The 19,569-nt window shown below is 64.2% G+C and carries 19 protein-coding genes; 13 read left to right on the forward strand and 6 right to left on the reverse strand.

All coding sequences use genetic code 11. The features are described 5' to 3' along the window. Positions 1-135: 135 nt before the first annotated feature. Complete coding sequence (locus IVB45_RS02580) at positions 136-726, reverse strand: PadR family transcriptional regulator (RefSeq protein WP_106941654.1); 591 nt, start codon at positions 724-726, stop codon at positions 136-138. 214 nt (positions 727-940) lie between these two features. On the opposite strand from IVB45_RS02580, the gene IVB45_RS02585 reads away from it, so the two are divergent. The 4 genes from IVB45_RS02585 to IVB45_RS02600 are packed head-to-tail and all read left to right on the forward strand — an operon-like array spanning position 941 to position 6,654. Then, positions 941-1,327: a hypothetical protein gene (locus IVB45_RS02585; RefSeq protein WP_106941655.1), complete on the forward strand. Its 387-nt coding sequence runs from the start codon at positions 941-943 to the stop codon at positions 1,325-1,327. Positions 1,328-1,365: 38 nt separating this feature from the next. Continuing rightward, positions 1,366-3,156: an acyl-CoA dehydrogenase C-terminal domain-containing protein gene (locus tag IVB45_RS02590; RefSeq protein WP_247362975.1), complete on the forward strand. Its 1,791-nt coding sequence runs from the start codon at positions 1,366-1,368 to the stop codon at positions 3,154-3,156. 57 nt (positions 3,157-3,213) lie between these two features. Further along, on the forward strand, positions 3,214-4,422 hold the full coding sequence (locus IVB45_RS02595; protein WP_247362973.1) for an acetyl-CoA C-acetyltransferase: 1,209 nt from the start codon (positions 3,214-3,216) through the stop codon (positions 4,420-4,422). An 18-nt stretch (positions 4,423-4,440) separates the two neighbouring features. Then, the gene (locus IVB45_RS02600; protein ID WP_247362971.1) at positions 4,441-6,654 is read left to right on the forward strand and encodes an FAD-dependent oxidoreductase; all 2,214 of its coding nucleotides are present in this window, start codon (positions 4,441-4,443) and stop codon (positions 6,652-6,654) included. 71 nt (positions 6,655-6,725) lie between these two features. Here the strand turns inward: IVB45_RS02600 and gstA are convergent, their stop codons facing one another. Continuing rightward, entirely contained in the window at positions 6,726-7,340 is a 615-nt protein-coding gene (gene gstA, locus IVB45_RS02605; RefSeq protein WP_063994563.1) for a glutathione transferase GstA, read from the reverse strand. A 126-nt stretch (positions 7,341-7,466) separates the two neighbouring features. On the opposite strand from gstA, the gene IVB45_RS02610 reads away from it, so the two are divergent. The 3 genes from IVB45_RS02610 to IVB45_RS02620 all read left to right on the forward strand — a co-directional run bounded on the left by IVB45_RS02610 (position 7,467) and on the right by IVB45_RS02620 (position 10,104). Further along, positions 7,467-7,961, forward strand: a complete 495-nt coding sequence (locus IVB45_RS02610; protein ID WP_027570026.1) for a MarR family winged helix-turn-helix transcriptional regulator — start codon at positions 7,467-7,469, stop codon at positions 7,959-7,961. Positions 7,962-8,060: 99 nt separating this feature from the next. After that, entirely contained in the window at positions 8,061-9,431 is a 1,371-nt protein-coding gene (locus IVB45_RS02615) for a glutamate--cysteine ligase (RefSeq protein ID WP_027570027.1), read from the forward strand. 112 nt (positions 9,432-9,543) lie between these two features. Further along, a complete protein-coding gene (locus tag IVB45_RS02620; RefSeq protein WP_027570028.1) occupies positions 9,544-10,104 on the forward strand; it encodes a PAN domain-containing protein in 561 nt (186 codons plus the stop codon). A gap of 123 nt (positions 10,105-10,227) precedes the next feature. Here IVB45_RS02620 and IVB45_RS02625 read toward each other — a convergent pair whose 3' ends face one another. The 4 genes from IVB45_RS02625 to IVB45_RS02640 form a co-directional block, all read right to left on the reverse strand. Next, positions 10,228-10,794, reverse strand: a complete 567-nt coding sequence (locus IVB45_RS02625; RefSeq protein WP_247362969.1) for a nucleotidyltransferase family protein — start codon at positions 10,792-10,794, stop codon at positions 10,228-10,230. A gap of 54 nt (positions 10,795-10,848) precedes the next feature. Beyond that, positions 10,849-11,625 carry a signal peptidase I gene (lepB, locus tag IVB45_RS02630; RefSeq protein WP_247362967.1) on the reverse strand — a complete coding sequence of 259 codons (777 nt, stop codon included), beginning with the start codon at positions 11,623-11,625 and terminating at the stop codon, positions 10,849-10,851. Next, a complete protein-coding gene (gene tldD, locus IVB45_RS02635; protein ID WP_027570031.1) occupies positions 11,622-13,049 on the reverse strand; it encodes a metalloprotease TldD in 1,428 nt (475 codons plus the stop codon). Before tldD ends, lepB begins: the two co-directional genes overlap by 4 nt. 118 nt (positions 13,050-13,167) lie before the next feature. Beyond that, positions 13,168-13,713, reverse strand: a complete 546-nt coding sequence (locus IVB45_RS02640) for an invasion associated locus B family protein (RefSeq protein WP_247362966.1) — start codon at positions 13,711-13,713, stop codon at positions 13,168-13,170. Positions 13,714-14,161: 448 nt separating this feature from the next. Between IVB45_RS02640 and coxB the strand changes: the two genes are divergently transcribed. The 6 genes from coxB to IVB45_RS02670 all read left to right on the forward strand — a co-directional run bounded on the left by coxB (position 14,162) and on the right by IVB45_RS02670 (position 19,523). Further along, positions 14,162-15,001 (forward strand): cytochrome c oxidase subunit II, encoded by an 840-nt coding sequence (gene coxB, locus IVB45_RS02645; RefSeq protein ID WP_247362964.1) that lies wholly within the window; start codon positions 14,162-14,164, stop codon positions 14,999-15,001. Between the two features lie 88 nt (positions 15,002-15,089). Continuing rightward, positions 15,090-16,715, forward strand: a complete 1,626-nt coding sequence (gene ctaD, locus IVB45_RS02650) for a cytochrome c oxidase subunit I (RefSeq protein WP_007605061.1) — start codon at positions 15,090-15,092, stop codon at positions 16,713-16,715. Between the two features lie 60 nt (positions 16,716-16,775). Then, entirely contained in the window at positions 16,776-17,720 is a 945-nt protein-coding gene (locus IVB45_RS02655; RefSeq protein ID WP_027570034.1) for a heme o synthase, read from the forward strand. Continuing rightward, positions 17,717-17,893: a hypothetical protein gene (locus tag IVB45_RS02660; protein WP_007599435.1), complete on the forward strand. Its 177-nt coding sequence runs from the start codon at positions 17,717-17,719 to the stop codon at positions 17,891-17,893. The genes IVB45_RS02655 and IVB45_RS02660 overlap by 4 nt, the downstream gene beginning before the upstream one ends. A gap of 5 nt (positions 17,894-17,898) precedes the next feature. Further along, entirely contained in the window at positions 17,899-18,549 is a 651-nt protein-coding gene (locus IVB45_RS02665; RefSeq protein ID WP_247283160.1) for a cytochrome c oxidase assembly protein, read from the forward strand. A gap of 77 nt (positions 18,550-18,626) precedes the next feature. Further along, entirely contained in the window at positions 18,627-19,523 is an 897-nt protein-coding gene (locus IVB45_RS02670) for a cytochrome c oxidase subunit 3 (protein ID WP_007599437.1), read from the forward strand. Positions 19,524-19,569 lie beyond the last annotated feature (46 nt).

Here is a 19,569-nt window from a genome sequence, read left to right on the forward strand (position 1 = left end):
CGTCTGCCTCGAAAACCGACTTTTGTCTGTTACGGTAAATAACGGGTTAAGGAACCCGTTGACGGTGTCTTAAAGTTGGGCGGCGGGGTGCGGGTGGCTTGCACACAAGCCCGGCCATGACGAAGCAGAGACACCTCAGCCCTTGCCCTCGCGCTTGCCTTCCTCCAGCGGCACCACGGTGCCCCCTGCGCTCATTGCCGACAGGGCCTCGAGCGCCTCTTCGCAGAAATCGGCCACCATCTGCTCGTGCCGGGCGCCGAGCTGAAGCAGCAGCAGGTTACCGAGGTCGAGCACGCCGGAGGCTGCCCCTTCCGGAAAGCGCTTCTTCAGGATGCGCTCGTAGTTCTCGTGGCGATCGCGGTGGTGCTCGAGCCGGGCCATCAGGTCGGTGCGCATGGGCTCGAGGCCGATACTGTCCAGCGCATGCAGCCGCACCAGGAGGTCGTCCTTGATGGAGGGGGGCGTGCTTGGGCGCGCGGCCCAGTGCCGCAGCGCTGTTCGGCCCTCCGGAGTCAGCGTATAGATCAGCTTGTTGGGCTTGCCTGTCTGCACGACCTCGCGGCCCTGGATGTAGCCGCGGTCGCGCAACTTGGAGAGCTCGCGGTAGATTTGCTGGTGGTCGGCCTTCCAGAAGAAGCCGATCGAGGAATCGAATGTCTTGGCGAGCTCGTAGCCCGTCATCGGACGTTCCGTCAGGCATGCGAGGATTGCGTCGCCGAGTGCCATGATCGGTCCTCCTGTTCTCGACTTAACCAATTGGCTTGACTTTATGCGCATCGGCGCATATGCGTCAATGTGCATATGAGGCGACCCAACAACGAGGGCAAAAACCGCCCCGAAAAACTCAGTGGAATCAACGTTCGCGCTACTGTGCATGGGGTTGTTTTCGCGCTTTTTGCCCAAGCCTTTCGTTGCTTTGCCTTTAGGGAGGCACCCGAGAATGACCGGCCTCGATTCCTGGTACGGCTACATGAAGTCGCATGACCGGGCAGCCCTCTGGGACCTGCTCCATCCCGACGCCGTCTTCGAAAGCCCCGTCGTGCACGCACCGCAGCGCGGCCGCGACATCACCTTCAAATATCTGGCCAGCGCCGAGAAGGTGCTCGGCGGTCCCGGCTTCATTTATGTCGGCGAATGGAAGAGTGAGAGGGGCGCCGTGCTCGAATTCAAGACCATGATCGACGGCATCGAGATCAACGGCGTCGACATCATCAGCTTCGACGGCGAGGGGCGCATCACGCATTTCAAGGTGATGGTGCGGCCGCTCAAGGCGATCAACATGCTGCATCGCCTGATGGCGGAGCAGTTGGCCGCCGCCCAATCCTAAACCAGCATCATCACTTCAAGGCCTGCCGGGAGACCACCATGCCGATCTACAAAGCCCCCGTCGAAGACGTGAACTTCCTGCTCAACGACGTCTTCCAGATCGACCGCTACGACAATCTGGCCGGCTTCTCCGATGCGTCGAGCGACGTGCGCGAAGCCATTCTCGGCGAAGCTGCCAAGCTCGCCGAAGAGGTGCTGCAGCCGCTCAACCGCATCGGCGATCTCGAGGGCTGCAAGCGCGCCGATGACGGCAGCGTCACCACGCCGAAGGGCTTCAAGGACGCGTTCAAGCAGGTCGCCGAGGGCGGCTGGCTCGGCCTGTCGGCGCCGACCGAGTTCGGCGGCCAGGGCCTGCCGGTGACGCTCTCCCAGGCGGTCAACGAATTCCAGATCTCCGCCAACATGGCGTTCTCGATGTATGGCGGCCTCACCATGGGCGCGACCGCGGCGCTGATCGTCCACGGCACGCCGGAGCAGAAGCAGACCTACGTGCCGAAGATGGTGGCGGGCGAGTGGACCGGCACCATGAACCTGACCGAGCCGCATTGCGGCACCGATCTCGGCATGCTCCGCACCAAGGCGGTGCGGCAGGCCGACGGCAGCTTCAAGATCACGGGCACCAAGATCTTCATTTCGGCAGGTGAGCATGACCTCGCCCCCAACATCATCCACCTCGTGCTCGCCCGCGTCGAGGGCGCGCCCGCCGGCATCAAGGGCGTGTCGCTGTTCGTGGTGCCGAAATTCCTCGTCAATGCCGATGGCTCGGTCGGCGCACGCAATGGCGTGGTCTGCGGCTCGATCGAGCACAAGATGGGCATCCACGGCAATTCCACCTGCGTGATGAACTACGACAACGCCGTGGGCTGGCTGATCGGTGAAGAGAACAAGGGCATGCAGGGCATGTTCGTGATGATGAACGAGGCCCGCCTCGGCGTCGCCGTGCAGGGTCTCGCGCAATCGGAAGTGGCCTATCAGAACGCGGTTGCCTATGCCCGCGATCGCATCCAGGGCCGTTCGCTCACCGGTGCCAAGGCGCCCGACAAGCCGGCCGATCCGATCATCGTCCATCCCGACGTGCGCCGCACGCTGCTGTCGATCCGCTCCTTCAACGAGGCCGCGCGCGCCTTCGTGATGTGGACCGCGCTGAAGAGCGACGTCGCCCATCGCTCCGAGGATCCCAAGGACCGCCAGGCCGCCGACGATCACATGGGCCTGATGACGCCGGTGCTGAAGGGTTTCCTCACCGACTACGGCTTCGCCAATGCGGTGCAGGCGCAGCAGATGTATGGCGGCCACGGCTACATCGCCGAGCAGGGCATGGAGCAGTTCGTGCGCGATGCCCGCATCGCCATGATCTACGAAGGCGCCAACGGCATCCAGGCGCTCGACCTCGTCGGCCGCAAGCTGCCGCGCGACGGCGGCCGCGCCATCATGGCGTTCTTCGGCGAGGTCATGGCCTTCGCCAAGGAGAACGGCGGCGACGAGGCGATGAAGCCCTACGTTACCCCGCTCTCGGCTTCGCTCGGCCATCTCCAGCAGGCCACGACGTGGCTGATGCAGAACGCGATGGCCAAGCCCGACAATGCCGGCGCCGCCGCGACCGATTACCTGAATCTCTTCGGCTTCGTCGCGCTCGGCTACATGTGGGCGAAGATGGCGAAGGTGACGCAAGCCAAGATTGCCGAGAGCGGGGCGACTCCCTATCTCTCGACCAAGCTCGTCACCGGCCGCTTCTTCATGGAGCGGATGCTGCCGGAGACCGCCGCCAATCTCGCGCGCATCCAGGCCGGCTGCGCCACCATTATGGAACTGCCGGCGGAAGCGTTCTGAAGCCGCTTTCGCTGCGACCCGATCAAGACCAGAAGATCATCACATCAGGAGGGCGTCATGCCTGAGGCATTCATTTACGACCACGTCCGCACCCCGCGCGGCCGCGGCAAGGCGGACGGCGCGCTGCACGAAGTCACCGCGCTCGCGCTCGCGACCGTGCCGCTCAAGGCGCTCAAGGACCGCAACAACCTGCCGGAAGATTCCGTCGATGACGTCATTCTCGGCGTGGTCGATCCGGTCGGCGAAGCCGGCTCCGACATTGCGCGCTTCGCCGCGCTGAAGGCGGGCCTCGGCGAAGCGGTACCGGGCGTGCAGATCAGCCGCTTCTGCGCCTCCGGCCTCGACGCCGTGAATTTTGCCGCAGCCCAGGTGATGAGCGGCCAGCACGAGCTCGTGATCGGCGGCGGCGCCGAATCGATGAGCCGCGTCGGCATCGGCGCCTCCGGCGGCGCCTGGCCGATGGACCCGTCGATGGCAGTGCCGGCCTATTTCATGCCGCAGGGTGTCTCGGCCGATCTGATCGCGACCAAATACGGCTTCTCGCGTGACGACGTCGACGCCTATGCGGTGCAGAGCCAGCAGCGTGCGGCGAAGTCCTGGGATGAAGGCCGCTTCGACAAGTCGGTCGTTCCGGTGAAGGACATCAACGGCCTCACCATCCTCGCCAAGGACGAGCATATGCGTCCGTCGACGACGATGCAGTCGCTGGCGCAGTTGCAGCCGGCGTTCACGATGATGGCGCAGATGGGTGGCTTCGACGGCGTCGCGTTGCAGTCGCATCCGGAAATCGAGCGCGTCAATTACGTGCACCACGCCGGCAATTCGTCGGGCATCGTCGATGGTGCCGGCGCGGTTCTGCTCGGCAGCAAGGAAGCCGGCGGCAAGTACGGCCTGAAGCCGCGTGCGAGAATCCGCGCGTTCGCCAATATCGGGTCCGAGCCGGCGATGATGCTGACCGGTCCGGTCGACGTCACCGAAAAGCTGTTCGCGCGCTCCGGCATGAAGAAGTCGGACATCGACCTGTTCGAGCTCAACGAGGCCTTCGCCTCCGTCGTGCTGCGCTACATCCAGGCCTTCGACATCGACAACGCCAAGATCAACGTCAATGGCGGCGCGATCGCGCTCGGCCATCCGCTCGGCGCGACCGGTGCCATGATCCTCGGGACCGTGCTCGACGAACTCGAGCGCACCAACAAAGCGACCGCACTGGTGACGCTGTGCATCGGCGGCGGCATGGGCACCGCGACCATCATCGAACGCGTCTAAGGGTAGGGAGCAACCAGCATGACTTACAAGAACTTCAAGGTTGAGACCGATTCCGACGGCATCGCGCTCGTCACCTGGGACATTCCGGGCCGTTCGATGAACGTGCTCGACGAGACCTCGACCAACGAGCTCGACGCGATCGTCAAGGCGACCACGGCGGATGCTAGGGTTAAGGGCGTCGTCATCACCTCTGCAAAGGAGGCGTTCTGCGCCGGCGCGGACCTGTCCATGCTCGAGGGCATGAACCAGGCCTACGCAAAAGTGTTTGGGGAGCAGGGCGAGACCGCCGCGAACCAGATGCTGTTCGAGCAGAGCCGACGCTTCTCGCAGGTGCTGCGCTCGATCGAAACCTCCGGTAAGCCGTGGGCGGCGGCGATCAACGGCCTCGCGCTCGGCGGCGGTTTCGAGATCACGCTGTGCTGCCACTATCGCGTGGCGGCGGAGAATCCCAAGACCCGCCTCGGCCTGCCCGAGGTCAAGGTTGGCCTGTTCCCGGGCGCCGGCGGCACGCAGCGCGTGCCGCGCCTGGTGCCGCCGCAGGACGCGATGACGATCCTGCTCAAGGGCGATCCGGTCACGATCGAGAAAGCCAAGGCGCTGAATCTGATTCACGCCGTCGTTCCCGCCGCCGATCTCATCAAGGCGGCAAAGGACTGGATCAAGGGCGGCGGCAAGGCCGTTGCGCCCTGGGACGAGAAGGGCTTCAAGCTGCCAGGCGGCCCGGTGTTCTCCAAGGCCGGCATGATGATGTTCCCCGCCGGCAACGCGATCTATCGCCGCGAGACCTACGACAATTATCCGGCCGCACGCGCGATCATGAGCTGCGTCTATGAGGGCCTGCAGCTGCCGATCGACGCCGCATTGCGCGTGGAATCGCGCTACTTCACCTCGGTGCTGCGCTCGAAGGAAGCGGCGGCGATGATCCGCAGCCTGTTCCTGTCGATGCAGGAATTGAACAAGGGTGCGCGCCGTCCGAAGGATGTGCCGCCGACCAAGGTGAAGAAGATCGCCGTGATCGGCGCCGGCTTCATGGGTGCGAGCGTCGGCTATGTCTCGGCCCGTGCCGGCCTCGACGTCGTCCTGATCGATCGCGACCAGGAGAGCGCCGACAAGGGCAAGGCGCATGCGCAAAAGGTGATCGAGGAGCAGATCAAGAAGGGCCGCGCCAAGCCCGGTGACGCAGAAGCGCTGCTCGCCCGCATCACGCCGACCGCGGACTATTCCGCGCTGAAGGACGTCGATCTCGTCATCGAGGCCGTGTTCGAGGACCGCAAGGTCAAGGCTGATACCTTTGCCAAGGCGCAGGAGCATATGAAGCCGGACGTGATCTTCGCGTCCAACACCTCGACGCTTCCGATCAGCTCGCTGGCGGAATCCTTCAAGGACCAGGGCCGGTTCGTCGGCATCCACTTCTTCTCGCCGGTCGAGAAGATGATGCTGGTCGAGATCATCCAGGGCAAGAACACCGGCGATCTCGCGATCGCGACCGCGCTCGATTACGTCCGGCAGATCGGCAAGACGCCGATCGTCGTCAACGACTCCAGAGGCTTCTTCGCCAATCGCTGCGTCGGCCGCTACGTCGCCGAAGGCAACGAGATGTTCCTCGAAGGCGTGCCGCCCGCGATGATCGAGAACTGCGCCAAGATGGCCGGCATGCCGGTCGGCCCGCTCTCGCTGTCGGACGAGGTGGCGCTCGACCTCGGTCTCAAGATCATGAAGGCGACGGAAGCCGACCTCGGCCCCAACGCCATCAATCCCGATCAGAAGAAGCTGATGGTGGAAATGGTCGAGAAGCAGGGCCGTCTCGGCCGCAAGAACAGCAAGGGTTTTTACGACTACCCCGAGAAAGGCAAGGGTCAGAAGAGCCTGTGGCCGGGCCTCTCCGCGCTGCAGCCCAAGCAGCTCGATCCTGATACCCTCGACGTCGAGGAGCTGAAGCAGCGCTTCCTGGTGGTGCAGGCGGTGGAGGCCGCGCGCACGGTGGAGGACCACGTCATCACCGATCCGCGTGAGGCGGATGTCGGCTCGATCCTCGGCTTCGGCTTCGCGCCGTTCACCGGTGGCACGCTGTCCTACATCGACTTCATGGGTCCCAAGAAGTTCGTCGAGCTTTGCCACAAGCTGGAAGCGAAATACGGCTCGCGCTTCACCCCGCCGAAGCTCCTCGAGGAGATGGCCGCGAAGGGAGAAACCTTCTACGGCCGCTTCGCGCCGAAGAAGGCGGCCGCGTGATTCTCTGAACCCCTAGCCGGGATGAAAAATACGAAAGGCCGGATCTCGATCCGGCCTTTCGCATCTGCGCCTCAGGCAGCCTGAATCAGCCCTTCCTTCTTCATCGCTTCCTGCACCTGCGGCCGCGCCGCGACGCGGGTCTTGTACGCGGCAAGGTTCGGCATCGCCGAGAGGTCGAACTTCATCCGGTCGCCCCAGGTCAGCATCGTGAAGAGATAACCGTCGGCCACCGTGAACTGCTTGCCCATGAGGTAGTCGCGGCCGGCGAGCTGGCTGTCGATGTATTTCAGCTTGCCCATGACGCGGTCCTTGAAGAAGGCCTTGGCCTCGTCGTTCAGCGCCGGCGCGAACATCGGGCCGAAGCTCTTGTGGACCTCCGAGGTGAGGAAGTTCAGCCATTCGAGCAGCTTGTAGCGCTCGGAGCTGCCGTGGGCCGGCGCCAGCGCCTTGGCTGAGGCCTGATCGGCGATCATCTGGACAATCACCGGGCCTTCGGTCACGATCTCTCCGCTATCGAGGCCCAGCGCAGGGACCTGGCCCTTGGGGTTCAGCTTCAGATAATCCTCACCGTTTTCGAGCTTCTTGGCCCGGATATCGACCTTGACCAGTTCATAGGGCAGGCCGGCCTCCAGGAGCGCGATATGGGGGGATAGCGAGCAGGCACCGGGCGAATAGTACAATTTCATGGAATTTCCTCCTCTTGTTGCTTGGCTCAGGCGAAAGAACGACTACATGCATCTGCTTGAAATAGTCAAGATTGATGCAGGTGCATCGAATAGGGTAAGAGACGGGCGACGAGCTTGAGCGGGACCATGAAACGCAAACCATCGACCGAGGCGACTTCCGCCTGGATCCGCTTGATGCGGGTGCAGAGCCGCGTGCTCAATTGCGTCGAGCAGGACCTGAAGAAGGCCGGCTTCCCGCCGTTGGCATGGTATGACGCGCTGCTCGAACTGTCACGGGCGCCCTCGGGCGAGCTCCGGCCGGTCGAACTCGAACGGCAGATGCTGATCCCGCAATATTCGACATCGCGGCTGATCGACCGTCTGGTCGACGAAGGCCTCGCCTCGCGGCGTGAATGCAAGATCGACAAGCGCGGCCAATTCGTGGAGATCACGGAAGCCGGCCGCGAATTGCAGAAGCGGATGTGGGGCGCCTATTCGGCCGCGATCGAGAAATATGTCGGTTCGAAACTGTCCGATGCGGATGCCGTGAAGCTCAGCGGTCTGCTCGACCGTCTCGGCTGCTCGTGCGGCGAGATGAAACTGCCGCCTGCCCACGTCAACGAAACCACGCCGTCGCGATGAGCGCGCGGCACACCAGCTCGTCCGTGCAGCCGGTGGCTGCGCGGACCATCCCTGTCACCCACGCGCGTTCGATCGAAGCGCTTTTGATTAGAGTCTGATATGGCGCGAGACCAGATCGATATGACGCCGTTGCAATCGCGTGACGAGCTCGTCAAGTGGTTCGAGGAAGGCTGCAAGGACCCGTCCGAATTCCGCATGGGCACCGAGCATGAGAAGACGCCGTTCACGCTCGAAGGCCACCGCCCGGTGCCCTACGAAGGCCCGCGCGGTATCGGCGCGCTGCTCGAAGGCATGAAACTCCTGCTCGGCTGGGAGCCGATCATGGAGAAGGGCAACATCATCGGCCTCTACGACGTCACCGGCGGCGGCGCGATTTCGCTGGAGCCCGGCGGGCAGTTCGAGCTTTCGGGCGCCCCGGTCGAGAACGTGCACCAGACCCAGAGTGAGCTGATGGCGCATCTGGCGCAGGTGCGCGAGATCGCGACGCCGCTCGGCATCGGCTTTCTCGGGCTCGGCATGACGCCGTCCTGGTCGCGCGCCGACATCCCGGTGATGCCCAAGGGCCGCTACAAGATCATGACCAATTACATGCCGAAGGTCGGCCAGTACGGCCTCGACATGATGTACCGGACCTGCACGGTCCAGACCAATCTCGACTTCTCCTCCGAAGCCGACATGGTCAAGAAGCTGCGTGTCTCGCTCGCGCTCCAGCCAGCCGCAACCGCCTTGTTCGCCAACTCGCCGTTTACCGAGGGCAAGCCGAATGGCTTCCTCTCCTTCCGGTCCGAGATCTGGCGCGACACCGACAACGCGCGTGCCGGCATGATGCCTTGGGCATTCGAGGATGGCATGGGCTTCGAGCGCTATGTCGACTACGCGCTCGACGTGCCCATGTATTTCGTCAAACGCGACGAGGACTACATCGACGTCTCGGGCTCCTCGTTCCGCGCCTTCTTCGATGGCCGCAACAACAATTTGCCCGGGGAACGTCCGACGTTGTCGGATTGGGCCAACCATCTTTCGACGATTTTCCCGGAGGTGCGGCTCAAGCGCTATCTCGAGATGCGCGGCTCTGATGGTGGCCCGTGGGGCCGACTGCCGGCGCTATCGGCGTTCTGGGCCGGGCTGCTCTACGACGATGTGTCGCTGGATGCCGCCTGGGACCTGGTAAAGCAGTGGAACGCGCATGAGCGTCAGGCCCTGCGCGACGACGTGCCGCGCTTCGGCTTCAAGTCGCGGATCAAGGACCGCTATCTGTTCGAGATCGCCAAGGAGTGCCTCGCTTTGGCACATGCAGGCTTGCGCCGGCGCGGCCGGATCGACCAGCTCGGCCGCGACGAGACCAGGCATCTGGAGCCGCTTGACCGCATCATCGATTCCGGCCGCACGCCAGCTGAGGAGATGCTCGACAAGTTCAAGGGCCCGTGGAACGGCTCGGTGGAACCGGCGTACGCGGAATACGCGTTCTAGACCAAGGTCCCAACGGTCGGGACTCGAGCCGTTCATCGCCCGTACAGGTTTGCGGCGATCAAATGGCCGGCTGAAAAACCCGAGCGTCGTCAATAACTCGAAAGCTGTTCCGATGGGGAAGGGCCGCCTGGCCGTCATGGCAAGCGTCGTGGCCTGCGCCGCGCTGCTTTCGCTCGCGTTTGCGAGCTGGCCTGCGCGCGCCCAGACGGCGTTCGATCGGCCCGGCGGAGACTATTTCAGCACCCCCGTCACGTCGGGCGATCCCGAGGATTGCGCACTGCTGTGCGAGCGCGACCGCCGTTGCCGCTCGTGGAGCTTCAGCTATCCTGACGTCGAAGGCGGCTCGGCGGTGTGCTGGCTGAAGAACACCGTGCCTGCGCGGGTGCCGGGAAGCTGCTGCATCTCCGGTGTGCGCGGCGCCGGCGTGATCGAGCCGCGTGTCGAAGGCGTGGAGACCTCGATCGACCGCCCCGGCGGCGATTTGCGCAATTTCGAGATGAAGGACGGCGAAGGCGAAGAAGCCTGCAAGGCCGCCTGCACCGCCGACAACAAATGCCGCGCCTTCACCTATGCCCGCCCCGGCTACACCGGACGCGAAGCGCGCTGCTTCCTGAAAAAGGAAATCAAGCCGCCGCGGCGGAAGGCGGGGTTCACGTCGGGCGTGGTGCGGTAGCATGCAGCTCTCACCACCGTCATTGCGAGCGTAGCGAAGCACTCGAGAATTGCTTCCGCGGCGGCAGTCTGGGTTGCTTCGTCGTTTCGCCCTCGCAATGACGAGGAGGGTGAAGCGGACATCTCACTCGGCCGCGATCACCGTGATCTCGGGCCACAGCGTCTTCCAGCGTGCCGCCTTCGCCACGTAATTGGCCGCGGAAAAATTCGGCGCCCGATTGGGTCGCACGATCAGCTTCGCCACGTCGTCGAACCCGTGCGGCGCGTAGACGTCGAAATCCCCACCGGCAGGGCGAATGCCCAATTGCGTATTCTCCGTGAGGAAGCGGTCGATACCGTCGGTTGCGCGCATCAAGGGCGGATAGGGCAGACCGTGCTTGCCGGGATACCAAAGATGCACCCGCGCCTGGTTGCGGATTTCGACCTTGGGACTGAGATGCGCGAGCTGCGCGTGCAGCTTGCGGATCACCGCATCTTCCGCCTCCCATGAGGTGTCGGAATCGAAATAGAACACGTCGTAATCGGCGATGCCGTGATCGATCGGGCGGCCCGTGAGCACGTTCCACACCGTCTGCACCAGGCAGCCCGCGACGAGCCACGCATCCGGCAGCGCGAGGCGATGGAGTTCATCGAGGATCGCTGCGTTGAACGGATTTCGCAGGGCGAGACCCAGAAATTCGTCGCGGGTCATTACTGTTGCGCTCCCTCTCCTGCGTGCAGGAGAGGAGTGAAGACATTCTGGCCTTCAATGCACGGCGGTGAAAAACCGTGCCATGCGAAATCCGGACAGCCAGGTCCACACCGGCTGGCCCCGGATGCCGAGATCCCAGGATCCGAGCACGGCATCCGCGCGGCCGACCAGATTGTCGATAGGCAGCATGCCGACGCCGCCGGAGCGCAAGGGCACGCGGCTGTCGGCGGAGTTGTCGCGGTTGTCGCCGAGCACGAAGAGATGGCCGGCCGGCACCGTCACTTCCTGCGTATTGTCGAGCGGACCGTTGTCGCGCATCTTGAAGATCAGATGCGAGACGCCGTTCGGCAGTGTCTCGACATAGCGATAGGCGGGTTCGCTGCCGCCATTGTCGTCCTCGGCGGCGCCAACGCCGTCCGGCTTCAGCTCGGCGGGGCGGTCGTTGACGAAGAGCTGGCCCTGGCGCAGCTGGATGCGGTCGCCGGGCAGGCCCACGACGCGCTTGACCCAGGCCTGCGAGCGGTCGCCGGGCCAGCGGAAGACCACGACGTCGCCCTGTTTCGGCGTCTCCGCGAACACGCGGCCGCTCTCGGGCAGGTTGATCTGGATAGGCAGCGACGAGGTGCCGTAGCCGTAGGGAAATTTCGAGGCGATCAAGGCGTCGCCGATCAACAGTGTCGGCTCCATCGACCCCGACGGCACGTAGAACGGCTCGGCCAGCGCACCCTTGGCGATGAACACCGCCGCGACGATGCCTGCGAGCTGCACGAGCTGGCCGCCCCAGCCGCTGCTCTTCCGCTTGGTGGGGACAGTTATCTTCTCGACACTCATCCGCCTGTTCCACCCACCGTAATGCGTTCCATCAACAGCGACGGCTGGCCGACGCCGACCGGCACGCCCTGACCGTTCTTGCCGCAGGTGCCGATGCCGGTATCGAGCGCGAGGTCGTTGCCGATCATGCGGATGCGATGCAGGTCGGTCGGCCCGTTGCCGATCAGCATGGCGCCCTTCAGGGGCGCACCGATCTTGCCGTTCTCGATCTTGTAGGCCTCGGTGCACTGAAACACGTATTTGCCCGAGGTGATGTCGACCTGGCCGCCGCCGAAATTCGCGGCGAAGACGCCGTTCTTCACCGAGGCGAGGATCTCGGCCGGATCACGGTCGCCCGCGAGCATGTAGGTGTTGGTCATGCGCGGCATCGGCACATGGGCATAGCCCTGGCGGCGGCCGTTGCCGGTCGGTTTCATGTTCATCAGGCGCGCGTTCTGACGGTCCTGCATGTAGCCGACCAGGACGCCGTCCTCGATCAGCACGGTGCGGTTGGTCGGCGTGCCCTCGTCGTCGATCGACAGCGAGCCGCGGCGCGAGGCAATGGTGCCGTCGTCGACCACGGTGACGCCCTTGGCCGCGACCTGCTGACCCATCAGGCCGGCAAACGCAGACGTCTTCTTGCGGTTGAAGTCACCTTCGAGGCCATGGCCGACCGCCTCATGCAGCATTACGCCGGGCCAGCCGGCCCCGAGCACGACGTCCATCTCGCCGGCGGGGGCGGGAACCGATTCCAGATTGACCAGGGCCTCGCGCAGCGCGCCATCGGCGGCGTCGCGCCAATTCTTGCTTTCGATGAATTCGGCGTAGCCGGCGCGGCCGCCATAGCCCTTGCTGCCGCTCTCCTGGCGGTCGCCCTGACCCGCGACGACGGAGACGTTGACCCGCACGAGCGGGCGGATGTCGCGATAGCTCTCGCCGTCGGGCCGCAGGATCTCGACCACCTGCCAGGTCGCGCCAAGGCTGACGCTGACCTGCCGCACCCGCGGATCCTTGTCGCGCAGATAGGCGTCGATCTCGGCGAGCAGCTTGACCTTGGTCTCGAAGCCGGGGGCATCGAGCGGATTGTCGTCACTATAAAGCCGCACGTTGGTATGCGCTGGAGGCGCGGCGAAGCTGCCGGAATAACCACCGCGCACCGCCGCGACCGCGTCCGCAGCGCGAATCAGCGCCGGCAGCGACACGTCGGAGGAATGCGCATAGCCGACGGCGTCGTCCTTGACGGCGCGCAGGCCAAAACCCTGCGAGGTGTCGTAGGTCGCCTGCTTCAGCCGTCCATTGTCGAACATCAGCGCTTCGGTCTGGCTGTATTCGAGGAACAATTCGCCGTCGTCGGCACCGGCAAGCCCGCGCGCGAGCTCGTTGCGAACCTGGTCGCGGTCGAGATTGGCGCGGTCGAGCAGGGAGGTTGTGGCAGGGTTGGTCATGCGTCCGTCCATTATCGGGGGATGTGAGGCAAGATAATGGTTTCCCGGCAGTTCCGCGAGGGCGCCAAGTCTCACATTACGGAAACAATAGGATTCGCGGGCCTAACCGCCCTTCGCACTACGGCAGCTTATCATATCCCTCGCCGAGCCCGTTCAGGCTGAGCGGGAAGCCGATGCCTTCTTCCGGGGTCTCGAAGATGATGAAGGTCGCGGTCTTGGCGGTGCGGAGCTGGCCGAGCAGCTTGTCGTCCATGACGACCTCGGCGACGCAGCCATTGGGCAGGCAGCGGACAAAGCCGGCACGGCCGACATCCTGGTTGTCGAGCTTGAGGCCGAGGCCGGAGGGCAGGAGAACGCCGAGGGGGGCGACCACCCGCATCAGGCGGCTCTTCTGGTCGGCGGTCTTGAGAACGATCACGGTCAGGCCGGCGTTGGAGCGGTCTTCGGCCACCACGCTCTGGATCAGGGCGCATTGCTCGGACTGGGCGCCCGGCGGGGTGTCGCAGCGGATCTGCCAGTCGCCATGGACGGAGCGCACCGCGCCCTGCGCATGGGCGAGGCCCGGAAGCGCCAGGACGACGACCGCCGCCAGCAGGGCAATCAGCATCGTGAGGCTGCCAGCCCGGCTTTTAGCTCGCCTTGCCATGGATCTCGAAAACCCCATCGGGTCGGTCCCTCTGCTCGCCTGGGTCGCTCGCGCCGGGCGGACTGATACGGGAATGACGGCGTCTTGAAGGCGATTCGCAAGCAAATTCCACGCCGCCACGGCCGCCGTCGCCCGCACGAATCAGGTTCCTGTGCGGCTGTCTGCCAGTGCCTACCGCGGGCAATTCCGCTGTCAAGCCGCAGCATCCCGGGAAATGGTAATTTTGTCTGATGTTACTAGGAAATATCTTGCGGGTGATGGCTGACAGACGAGGCTCAAGACTGCATTGCGATAGATCAAGAATTATGGTTTGAGAGGCTTGATTTCGGCGTTCTAGCGATCTGGCCCCGATTCCTCTTAGAGGTATTCTTGCGCGGCGGTTTGTCAGACGGGGGGATCGAATAAAGCGTTTCCCGAAAATAGGGGAATGCACTTGGGGTGATTTCGTTAGGGGAGCGCGAACGGCATGAAGATGTCGATGGGCCCGGTGGGCCGGCACTTGCTGGGATTGGCCGTGGCGGGTCTGACGCTGGCGACGGGCGGCGCGGCATTTGCCGAGCTCGGGCAACCGGCTGCGTGGGAGTGGACTCTTCAGCAGTCCGCGTCCCCGGTGATGGACAACATCGTCTGGTTCCACAATTTCCTATTCGTGCTGATCACGCTGATCACGCTGTTCGTTCTGGCGCTGCTCGTGATCGTGGTCGTGAAGTTCAACGCGAGAGCCAATCCTGTGCCGTCGCGGACCACGCACAACACGCTGATCGAGGTGGCGTGGACGCTCGTTCCGGTGCTGATTCTGGTCGGTATCTCGGTGCCGTCGTTCCGCCTCCTGTTCCTCGAGCTCGACGTGCCGAAAGCGGATCTGACCATCAAGGCGACCGGCAAGCAGTGGTACTGGTCCTACGCCTATCCGGATAACGGCAAGTTCGAGTTCGACTCGCTGATGGCCCAGGACAAGCAGCCCCGTCTGCTCGGCGTCGACAACGAGATGGTGGTGCCCGTCAACAAGGTGGTCCGGGTTCAGGTCACCGGCGCCGACGTGATTCATGCCTTTGCGCTGCCGGCCTTTGGCGTCAAGATCGACGCCATTCCGGGCCGGCTCAACGAGACCTGGTTCAAGGCCACCAAGACCGGCATGTTCTACGGCCAGTGCTCGGAATTGTGCGGCAAGGACCACGCCTTCATGCCGATCGCTATCCGCGTGGTGAGCGACCAGGAGTTCGCCTCCTGGGTCGAGACCGCGAAGAAGAAATACGCGAGCGGCGGCACCAGCACCTACGCCTCCACGGCCGGCCCGACGCAGTAAGCGCCGGGCGAAGGGTTCGAGGAAACTGAAAGCGACATAAGGCGAGACCTCCAGAGGTCCGATCGGGACGCAAGGCAGGATTTAGAAAATGGCAACGAGCGCAGCGGCACACGGCGATCACGCGCAAGACCACGGACATGACGAGCACGCCCATCCGACCGGATGGCGGCGCTACGTCTATTCGACCAACCACAAGGACATCGGCACGATGTACCTGATCTTCGCGGTCATCGCCGGCGTCATCGGCGCCGCGATGTCGATCGCGATCCGTGCCGAGCTGATGTATCCGGGCGTGCAGATCTTCCACGAGACGCACACCTACAATGTGTTCGTGACCTCCCATGGTCTGATCATGATCTTCTTCATGGTCATGCCTGCGATGATCGGCGGCTTCGGCAACTGGTTCGTGCCGCTGATGATCGGCGCGCCCGACATGGCGTTCCCGCGCATGAACAACATCTCGTTCTGGCTGCTGCCGGCGTCGTTCGCGCTCCTGCTGATGTCGACCTTCGTCGAGGGCGAGCCGGGCGCCAACGGCGTCGGCGCCGGCTGGACCATGTACGCGCCGCTGTCGAGCTCGGGCCATCCGGGCCCGGCCGTCGACTTCGCGATCCTGTCGCTGCATCTGGCGGGCGCCTCGTCGATCCTCGGCGCTATCAACTTCATCACCACCATCTTCAACATGCGCGCGCCGGGCATGACCCTGCACAAGATGCCGCTGTTCGTGTGGTCGATCCTGGTGACGGTGTTCCTGCTGCTGTTGTCGCTGCCGGTGCTCGCCGGTGCGATCACGATGCTGCTCACTGACCGCAATTTCGGCACGACGTTCTTCAACCCCGAAGGCGGCGGCGATCCCGTGCTGTTCCAGCATCTGTTCTGGTTCTTCGGTCACCCCGAAGTGTACATCCTGATCCTGCCCGCCTTCGGCATGGTCAGCCAGATCGTCTCGACCTTCTCGCGCAAGCCCGTGTTCGGCTATCTCGGCATGGCCTACGCCATGGTCGCGATCGGCGGCATCGGCTTCGTGGTGTGGGCGCACCACATGTACACGGTCGGCATGTCCTCGGCGACGCAGGCCTATTTCGTCGCCGCCACGATGGTCATCGCGGTCCCGACCGGCGTGAAGATCTTCTCGTGGATCGCCACGATGTGGGGCGGCTCGATCGAGTTCCGCGCGCCGATGATCTGGGCGGTGGGGTTCATCTTCCTGTTCACCGTCGGCGGCGTCACTGGCGTGGTGCTGGCGAATGCCGGCGTCGACCGCGTGCTGCAGGAGACCTACTACGTCGTCGCCCACTTCCACTACGTGCTCTCCCTCGGCGCGGTGTTCGGAATCTTCGCCGGCTGGTACTACTGGTTCCCGAAGATGTCGGGCTATATGTACAATGAAGGGCTCGCCAAGGCGCACTTCTGGGTCACCTTCATCGGCGTGAACCTGGTGTTCTTCCCGCAGCACTTCCTCGGTCTGTCGGGCATGCCGCGGCGCTATGTCGATTATCCCGACGCGTTCGCTGGCTGGAACCTGGTCTCGTCGGTCGGCTCCTACATCTCCGGCTTCGGCGTGTTGATCTTCCTCTATTGCGTGATCGACGCCTTCGCGAAGAAGGTGCCGGCTGGCGACAATCCGTGGGGTGCAGGTGCGACCACGCTGGAGTGGACGCTGCCCTCGCCGCCGCCCTTCCACCAGTTCGAAGTGCTGCCCCGCGTGCAGTAAGCCAACGCTCGCGGCGCCCGTGACGGGCGCCGCGGCTCGACAAAGAAGCGAGTCAATCTAGTGTCCGTCCTCGACCACAATGCCGTCGACATCAATCCCCGCATCTCCGAAGCGGAGGTTGGCGATTACATCGCGCTCCTGAAGCCGCGGGTAATGTCGCTGGTGATCTTCACCGCGCTGGTCGGAATGGCGATGGCGCCCGGGCATTTCCACCCGGTGCTGGCCTTCACCTCGCTGCTCTGCATCGCCGTCGGCGCCGGCGCGTCCGGGGCGCTCAACATGGCGCTGGAAGGCGACATCGACGCCAAGATGTCGCGCACGGCGAACCGGCCGATTCCGCGCGGCCGCATCACCCGTCCCGAGGCGATGACCTTCGGCATGACGCTCGCCTTCTTCTCGGTGATGACGCTCGGCATCCTCGTCAACTGGATCGCGGGCGCGCTGCTCGCCTTCACCATCTTCTTCTACGTCGTGATCTACACGATCGGCCTGAAGCGCTGGACCGCGCAGAACATCGTGATCGGCGGTGCCGCGGGCGCGCTGCCGCCGGTGGTGGCCTGGGCCGCGGTCACAGGCACGGTCGACGTCGAGCCTCTGCTGCTGTTCGCCATCATCTTCTTCTGGACCCCGCCGCACTTCTGGGCGCTGGCGCTGTTCCGCTCCGACGACTACGCGCGCGCCGGCATTCCGATGCTGCCCAACGTCGCCGGTCCCGACGCGACGCGGCTTCAGATCCTGCTCTATACCATCGTGCTGATCGCAGTCGCGGCTGCGCCCTGGGCGCTCGGCTATTTCGACGCCATCTACGGCATCGTCTCGCTGATCCTCGGCGCCGGCATGCTGGCGTTCGCCATCAATGTCTATGTGCGTCGCGAGCGCAGCCAATCGCTGCGGGCGACCCGCAAGCTGTTCGCGTTCTCCATCCTTTATCTGTTTGCGCTGTTTGCGACCTTGCTGGCCGAGGTCGTGTTCCGGGCGCTTGCGCCGATGGTAGGGGGCGCATGATCGCAGGAATGGCCGACAAACCCGAGATAGATGGAATCGTCCTCACTGAGGCGCAGAAGAAGAGCCGTCGTCAGCGCTCGATCGCGATCGCGCTCGCGCTCGGCGTGCTCGTGGTGCTGTTCTTCGCCGTGACCATGGTCAAGGGGCCGGCCGTGCTCGTCCGGCCGATGTAGGAAACATGGATCAGAAGCCGACCATATCGCGGGATCAGAGCCGGACGGCCACCAAGGGCCGCAGGCCTGCCAAGGGGCTTGGCCGCGACGTGGTGGTCGCCTCGATCTGCGGCGGCGTGGTCGCGCTGATGGTCGGCGCCTCCTACGCGGCGGTGCCGTTCTACAACTGGTTCTGCCGCGCCACCGGCTTCAACGGCACGACCCAGGTCGCGACCTCGGCGCCGGCCAGCGGCCCGATCGCACGGAAGATCGCGGTGCGTTTCGATTCCAACGTTGCGCCCGGCCTGCCCTGGAAGTTCGAACCGGAGCAGAGCGAGATCGAGGTCAATATCGGCCAGGTCGTGACCGTCTTCTACACGGTGACCAACCAGGCCGCGCGGACCACCGCAGGCCAGGCCGCCTACAATGTCGCGCCGCTGACGGTCGGATCCTATTTCCAAAAGATCAACTGCTTCTGCTTCACCGAGCAGACCATGGCGCCCGGCGAGAAGCGCGAGATGCCGGTCGTGTTCTACGTCGACCCGTCGATTGCCGACGACCACGAGAACGACGGTCTCAACACGATCACGCTGTCCTACACGTTCTATCCGGTGAAAGATCCGGTGGTGAAGCCGCTCGCGGCCAGCGAAGACGACAAACGCAAGGGAAATCTCTGATCTCCGGGCTCACGCGCCGGGGTTGGAATAAGGGGATAAGTGCCTGACAGGCACGGGATTGAGGAGCGAGACCGCAAATGGCAACGGCGCACACCAAGCATCACGACTACCACCTGGTCGATCCCTCGCCATGGCCCGTCGTCGGCTCCATCTCCGCCTTCATCATGGCGGTCGGCGCGATCACCTGGATGCACCACATGTTCTCGGCTGCGCCGATCATCTTCGGTGTCGGCACCGTCGGTGTGCTCTACACCATGGCGAGCTGGTGGGGCGATGTGATCAGGGAAGCCCAGTACAAGGGCGATCACACCCGCGTGGTGCAGCTGCATCACCGCTACGGCATGATCCTGTTCATCGCCTCGGAGGTGATGTTCTTCGTCGCCTGGTTCTGGGCCTATTTCAACGCGGCGCTCTTCCCGGCCGACGCCGTCCACGCCACCCGCGATGCGGTGTTCGGCTGTGGTCTCGGGACGGCGGCCGGCGCCTGCGCCGTGCCGGGCACCTGGCCGCCGCACGGCATCGAGACCTTCGATCCCTGGCATCTTCCGCTCCTGAACACGCTGATCCTGCTCACCTCCGGCACCACGGTGACCTGGGCCCACCATGCGCTGCTCGAGAACGATCGCCAGGGCCTGAAGTATGGCCTGATCCTCACCGTCGTGCTTGGCGCGCTCTTCACCTGCGTGCAGGCCTATGAGTACAGCCACGCGGCCTTCTCCTTCGGCGGCAACGTCTATGGCGCGACCTTCTTCATGGCGACCGGCTTCCACGGTTTCCATGTGCTGGTCGGCACCATCTTCCTGCTGGTGTGCCTGTTCCGCGCCTATGCCGGCCACTTCACGCCGACCCAGCATCTCGGCTTCGAGTTCGCCGCCTGGTACTGGCACTTCGTCGACGTGGTCTGGCTGTTCCTGTTCCTCTGCATCTATGTCTGGGGACACGGCGCCGAGACCATGGCCCACGGCGCGCACTAAGCGGGCTGACTTCGGATCGAGAAAGGGCGGCCTCCGGGGCCGCCCT

Origin of the sequence: Bradyrhizobium sp. 4 (assembly GCF_023100905.1) — a bacterium.
Classification (GTDB): domain Bacteria; phylum Pseudomonadota; class Alphaproteobacteria; order Rhizobiales; family Xanthobacteraceae; genus Bradyrhizobium.